Consider the following 6,618-nt stretch of genomic DNA (forward strand, 5'->3'; position numbering starts at 1 on the left):
GCAGAGCAGAGCAGAGCAGAGCAGAGCAAAATTATTTCACTTCCTTTCTTATTTGAAAAGGGCAGAATCTGTTGCTGATTTTGCTCAACATATTCCAAAAATTCAATTAGGGTAAAAAATGAAAAAAATTGAAGCAATTATTAAACCTTTTAAGTTAGATGATGTGCGTGAAGCATTAACCGATGCAGGTATTACCGGTATGACGGTAAGCGAAGTTAAAGGCTTTGGCAGACAAAAAGGACATACTGAACTTTATCGTGGAGCGGAATATGCCATTGATTTCCTTCCGAAAGTCAAAGTGGAAGTTGTGGTTGCCGATGAGCAAGTAGATGACTGTATTGAAGCGATTATTGATGTTGCACAAACAGGCAAAATCGGTGATGGAAAAATCTTTGTGTATGATGTGGAGCGTGCGATCCGTATTCGTACCGGCGAAGAGAATGAGGACGCACTTTAATGGTTAATACATTCGTCAAAAAAACAGGATTAGCGTGGCTTTGGTTAAGTTTAGTGGTTATTGTGGTTGATTTGTGGACAAAATATGTCGTTATCAATCATTTCCAACTTTACGAAACAGTGAATGTGTTGCCTATCTTTAATTTAACCTATGCCCGTAATTATGGTGCGGCATTTAGCTTTCTTGCCAATCACGATGGCTGGCAAACCCATTTCTTTTTAGGCTTAGCAATTGTGATTTCTTGCGCTTTGGTTGTGATGTTATATCGCAATAAGGGCGATCAAGCGGTCAAAAAATGGGAAAATGCTGCATATGCGCTGATCATTGGGGGAGCGATAGGCAACGCTATAGATCGTGCTGTTGATAAGTGTAGTTTATTTAACATTATTCCTAACGAGCCTTATAACAAATTGAATGTTTGCCAAGGCTATGTGGTGGACTTTTTAGATTTTTATTGGAATTGGGACGGCTACCATTTTGCGACTTTTAATGTGGCGGATATTGCCATTTCTGTGGGCGCAGGGTTGTTAGTGATTGCTTCATTAATCGAAGCGAAGAAGAAAAAGAGTGATTAGATGAAGATTTTATTAGCCAATCCGAGAGGATTTTGTGCCGGTGTTGATCGTGCGATTTCAATTGTAGAATTAGCCTTAGAAATTCATGGTGCGCCGATTTATGTTCGCCACGAAGTGGTACATAACCGTTTTGTGGTGGACGGTTTAAAAGCGAAAGGGGCAATCTTTGTTGAAGAATTATACGAAGTGCCGGACGACTCGATTGTGATCTTTTCGGCTCACGGTGTCTCTCAAGCCGTTCGCCAAGAAGCTAAACGCCGTGCATTGAAGGTGTTCGATGCTACTTGTCCGTTGGTAACGAAAGTGCATATGCAAGTTGCACGTGCCAGCAAAAAAGGAACAAAAGCAATTTTAATCGGACACGAAGGACATCCTGAAGTGCTAGGCACAATGGGGCAGTATGACAACAAAGCAGGTGGCATTTATTTAGTGGAATCGGTAGAAGATATTGCGAATTTACCGGTTTCAAATGATGATGAATTAACCTTTATGACGCAAACAACGCTCTCCATTGATGATACAAGCGGTGTGATTGAGGCTTTGAAAGCAAAATATCCGGCAATTCAAGGACCTCGTAAAAATGACATTTGTTATGCGACCACCAATCGACAACAAGCCGTAAGAGAGTTGGCAAAACAGTCGCAATTAGTCTTGGTGATTGGTTCTAAAAATTCATCTAATTCGAACCGTTTGGCGGAGTTGGCGAGCCGTATGGGCGTGAAATCGCAGCTGATTGATGGCGCTGAAGATATTGATCCAAATTGGTTAGAGGGTGTTGAAACGATAGGGATTACCGCCGGTGCTTCTGCACCGGAAGTGTTAGTGCAATCGGTGATTAGCCACTTAAAAACATTGGGCGTAACCGAAGTCGCAAACTTAGAAGGCTTAGAAGAAAATATGTTCTTTGAAGTGCCAAAAGAATTACGGATTAACGAAGTAAAATAGGTAAAAAAATGGCAGAAATTAACCGCTTTAAACTGGAATGGGCGTGTCGTAGAGGGATGCGTGAATTAGATAAAATGATTATGCCGTTTTATCAAAATCACTTTGAGAGCTTAACCGAAGCGCAACAGCAAACATTTGCTGAAATGCTGACTTATCCCGATCCGGAATTATTCCGCTGGGTCATGCACCAACTTCCGGCACCAACGCAAAAGATGACTGATTTGATTGAGCTGATGCGAAGTAAGATCGATCGTTAGTTTGTTGTCTTAGTACAAAAATTTGAAGATAAATTTGATGAAAGTTTTGGTTGTAAAAACCTCCTCAATGGGCGATGTGATTCATACTTTGCCTGCTTTAACCGATGCGCAAAAGGCAAGCCCTGATATTCAGTTTGATTGGGTTGTGGAAGAAAATTTTGCGGAAATTCCCCGTTGGCATACGGCGGTAAATCGTGTAATTCCGGTGGCAATTCGCCGTTGGCGCAAGCATCTCTTTTCTGCTCAAACGTGGCGCGAGTGGCAGCAATTTCACTCTGAGTTAAAAGCAGAAAAATACGATGCGGTTATTGATGCACAAGGGCTGATTAAAAGTGCTGTGCTGGTTACGAAATTGGCTCAAGGCGTGAAATATGGGTACGACAAACATTCGGCGCGTGAAGGGTTGAGTAGCTTATTTTACGATAAAACCTTTGATATTCCTTACCAACAACACGCAGTTGAGCGAATTCGAACTTTATTTTCCATGGCTTTAGGGTATGAAAGACCTCAAGATATCGGTGATTATAGCATTGCTTCACATTTTGCAAAAAAATCCGAGAATTCAACCGCTTACATTGTCGCCATTCATGCTACAACGAGAGAAGATAAGCATTGGAAAGAGAGCTATTGGACAGAATTATTGCAAGAATTAAGTATGCGAGAGTTGGAAGTGCGATTACCTTGGGGAAATGAAGCTGAAAAATCTCGAGCAGAACGTCTGGCAAAAATTTCGCCTAATGTTGTGGTTTTACCTAAAATGTCGTTATCGACATTAGCCGAGCAGCTTGCAGGTGCCAAAGCGGTAGTGTCAGTGGACACGGGATTGAGCCATTTAACCGCCGCACTTGATAAGCCAAATGTGATTTTATACGGTGCAACCGATCCCAAACTAATAGGCGCTTATGGCAAAAACCAGCACTATTTAAAAGGGCAAAACATGGATAACTTAATGCCCTATCGGGTGTTGCAGACATTAGAAGATTTGATCATTCGTTAATCAATAAGCGCTTTATTCGATGCTTGACATTTGATCGTTATCAATCTAAAATTTACTGTCCTTTCAAGTATGAAAGGCTATTTTAATCTTATTTTTAATAATTTTAACTGGAGCTTTATTAATGGCAACTATCAACCAGCTAGTACGCAAACCGCGTGTGAAAAAGGTTGTAAAAAGCAACGTTCCTGCATTAGAGGCTTGCCCGCAGAAACGTGGTGTATGTACTCGTGTATATACTACAACTCCTAAAAAACCAAACTCAGCGTTACGTAAAGTATGTCGTATCCGCTTAACAAACGGTTTTGAAGTAACTTCTTATATCGGTGGTGAAGGTCATAACCTTCAAGAACACAGTGTTGTATTAATCCGTGGTGGTCGTGTTAAAGACTTACCGGGTGTGCGTTATCACACTGTACGTGGTGCACTTGACTGTGCAGGCGTTAAAGACCGTAAACAAGGTCGTTCTAAATACGGCGTTAAACGTCCTAAAGCTTAATGGATCTCCGCTAAGTAAGGCCAAACGTCTAAATTTTTAAATTTATACCATAAACTCCAGTCAATCGTGATTATTTAGTCACAATAGATGAGTTTTGGAATATCCTGAATAATATAAACGGAGTATTTACAATGCCACGTCGTCGTCGTATTGAACCTCGCAAAATTCTTCCAGATCCAAAGTTCGGTTCTGAATTACTTGCAAAATTTATTAATGTTTTAATGGTAGATGGTAAAAAATCTACTGCAGAAGCTATCGTTTACGGTGCATTAGAAACATTAGCTCAACGTTCTGGTAAAGAAGCGTTAGAAGCTTTTGAAGTTGCACTTGAAAACGTTCGTCCAACTGTTGAAGTTAAATCTCGCCGTGTTGGTGGTTCTACTTACCAAGTACCAGTAGAAGTTCGTCCAACTCGTCGCAACGCTTTAGCAATGCGTTGGATCGTTGAAGCAGCTCGTAAACGTGGTGACAAATCAATGGCATTACGTTTAGCAAACGAATTATCAGATGCAGCAGACAACAAAGGCTCAGCAGTGAAAAAACGTGAAGACGTTCATCGTATGGCTGAAGCTAACAAAGCGTTTGCTCACTTCCGTTGGTAATCGGTTAGTAACTCATATTAGAGGCTTCATCTCAATGGTTGTGATGAAGCCTATTGCTATAAATTCATATTAGATTCCAAATAAGGTAATAATAATGGCTCGTGTAACTCCTATTGAGCGCTATCGTAATATCGGTATCAGTGCTCACATCGACGCAGGTAAAACAACTACCTCTGAGCGTATCCTTTTCTATACAGGTGTAAGTCACAAAATCGGTGAAGTACACGATGGTGCAGCGACGATGGACTGGATGGAACAAGAACAAGAGCGTGGTATCACTATCACCTCAGCTGCAACAACAGCATTCTGGTCCGGTATGTCACAACAATATCCACAACACCGTATCAACGTTATCGATACTCCGGGACACGTGGACTTCACTATCGAAGTAGAACGTTCAATGCGTGTTCTTGATGGTGCGGTAATGGTTTACTGTGCGGTAGGTGGTGTTCAACCACAATCTGAAACAGTATGGCGTCAAGCTAACAAATATAAAGTACCACGTATTGCGTTCGTAAACAAAATGGACCGTACAGGTGCAAACTTCTTACGTGTTGTTGAGCAAATTAAAACACGTTTAGGTGGTAACTCTGTTCCTCTTCAACTTCCAATCGGTTCTGAAGAAAACTTCAAAGGTGTGGTTGATTTAATCAAAATGAAAGCAATCAACTGGAACGAAGCTGACCAAGGTATGACATTCACATACGAAGATATCCCAGCAGATATGGTAGAAGCGTGTGAAGAATGGCGTAACAACCTTGTTGAAGCAGCAGCTGAAGCATCAGAAGAGTTAATGGAAAAATTCTTCTCAGGCGAAGAATTATCTGAAGAAGAGATCAAAACAGCATTACGTCAACGTGTATTAGCAGGCGAAGTAATCCCTGTTTGCTGTGGTTCTGCATTCAAAAACAAAGGTGTTCAAGCAATGCTTGATGCGGTAATCGATTACTTACCGGCACCAACTGATATCCCAGCGATCAAAGGTATCAACGAAGATGAAACTGAAGGTGAGCGTCACGCAAGCGATGATGAACCATTTGCTTCATTAGCATTTAAAATTGCAACTGACCCATTCGTAGGTAACTTAACCTTCTTCCGTGTGTACTCAGGTGTAATTAACTCTGGTGATACAGTTTATAACTCTGTAAAACAAAAACGTGAACGTTTCGGTCGTATCGTACAGATGCACGCAAACAAACGTGAAGAGATCAAAGAAGTTCGTGCGGGCGATATCGCTGCGGCAATCGGCTTAAAAGATGTTGGTACAGGTGATACATTATGTGCACAAGATGCACCAATCATCCTTGAGCGTATGGAATTCCCAGAGCCAGTAATCTCTGTTGCGGTAGAACCAAAAACTAAAGCTGACCAAGAGAAAATGGGCTTAGCGTTAGGTCGTTTAGCACAAGAAGACCCTTCATTCCGTGTTCACACAGATGAAGAGTCAGGCGAAACCATCATTTCAGGTATGGGTGAGTTACACTTAGATATCATCGTTGACCGTATGAAACGTGAATTCAAAGTGGAAGCAAACATCGGTAAACCACAAGTATCTTACCGTGAAACAATCCGTACACGCGTTAATGATGTTGAAGGTAAACATGCGAAACAATCAGGTGGTCGTGGTCAATACGGTCATGTTGTTATCGACTTATACCCATTAGACGCAGAAGGTCCTGGATACGAGTTCGTGAACGAAATCAAAGGTGGTGTAATCCCTGGTGAATATATCCCTGCGGTTGATAAAGGTATCCAAGAACAACTTAAATCTGGTCCATTAGCAGGTTACCCTGTAGTTGATATCGGTGTTCGCTTACACTTCGGTTCATACCATGATGTTGACTCATCAGAATTAGCGTTCAAATTAGCAGCGTCATTAGCGTTTAAAGCAGCGTTCGCTAAAGCAAACCCAGTTCTACTTGAGCCAATCATGAAAGTTGAAGTAGAAACTCCACCAGACTACGTGGGTGATGTAATCGGTGACTTAAGCCGTCGTCGTGCAATGGTAAACGGCCAAGAAGCGAACGAGTTCGTTGTTAAAATCAATGCTGAAGTTCCACTTTCAGAAATGTTTGGTTATGCAACAGACTTACGTTCACAAACACAAGGTCGTGCATCATACTCAATGGAACCATTAAAATATGCTGAAGCACCGAAAAACGTTGCTGATGCAATCATTGAAGCGCGTAAAGCTAAATAATTTATGTTAAACCTGAGCCATAGCATAGGGTTGTGGCTCATTTTTTAGGAAGCTATCAAAGTGTCTAAAGAAAAATTTGAACGTACAAA

The 6,618-nt window shown here is 41.3% G+C and carries 8 protein-coding genes; all 8 read left to right on the forward strand.

Features of this window, described 5'->3' with window-relative positions:
• Positions 1-118: 118 nt before the first annotated feature.
• Entirely contained in the window at positions 119-457 is a 339-nt protein-coding gene (gene glnB / locus AM305_RS10355; RefSeq protein ID WP_005821282.1) for a nitrogen regulatory protein P-II, read from the forward strand.
• Positions 457-1,032, forward strand: coding sequence for a signal peptidase II (gene lspA / locus AM305_RS10360; protein ID WP_005825835.1), 576 nt, complete (start codon positions 457-459; stop codon positions 1,030-1,032). Before glnB ends, lspA begins: the two co-directional genes overlap by 1 nt.
• Complete coding sequence (gene ispH / locus AM305_RS10365) at positions 1,033-1,977, forward strand: 4-hydroxy-3-methylbut-2-enyl diphosphate reductase (RefSeq protein ID WP_005825836.1); 945 nt, start codon at positions 1,033-1,035, stop codon at positions 1,975-1,977. It begins immediately after the preceding gene.
• Positions 1,978-1,985: 8 nt separating this feature from the next.
• The gene (locus tag AM305_RS10370; RefSeq protein WP_005825838.1) at positions 1,986-2,234 is read left to right on the forward strand and encodes an FAD assembly factor SdhE; all 249 of its coding nucleotides are present in this window, start codon (positions 1,986-1,988) and stop codon (positions 2,232-2,234) included.
• Positions 2,235-2,271: 37 nt separating this feature from the next.
• Positions 2,272-3,231, forward strand: coding sequence for a lipopolysaccharide heptosyltransferase RfaC (rfaC, locus tag AM305_RS10375; RefSeq protein WP_005825840.1), 960 nt, complete (start codon positions 2,272-2,274; stop codon positions 3,229-3,231).
• A 121-nt stretch (positions 3,232-3,352) separates the two neighbouring features.
• A complete protein-coding gene (rpsL, locus tag AM305_RS10380; RefSeq protein ID WP_005543325.1) occupies positions 3,353-3,727 on the forward strand; it encodes a 30S ribosomal protein S12 in 375 nt (124 codons plus the stop codon).
• A 131-nt stretch (positions 3,728-3,858) separates the two neighbouring features.
• Positions 3,859-4,329 carry a 30S ribosomal protein S7 gene (gene rpsG / locus AM305_RS10385; protein ID WP_005825842.1) on the forward strand — a complete coding sequence of 157 codons (471 nt, stop codon included), beginning with the start codon at positions 3,859-3,861 and terminating at the stop codon, positions 4,327-4,329.
• Positions 4,330-4,423: 94 nt separating this feature from the next.
• Positions 4,424-6,529 (forward strand): elongation factor G, encoded by a 2,106-nt coding sequence (gene fusA, locus AM305_RS10390; protein ID WP_005825844.1) that lies wholly within the window; start codon positions 4,424-4,426, stop codon positions 6,527-6,529.
• The last annotated feature ends 89 nt before the right edge of the window (positions 6,530-6,618 follow it).

The sequence above is a fragment of the Actinobacillus minor NM305 genome (genome assembly GCF_000175195.1).
GTDB classification, from domain to species: domain Bacteria; phylum Pseudomonadota; class Gammaproteobacteria; order Enterobacterales; family Pasteurellaceae; genus Haemophilus_A; species Haemophilus_A minor.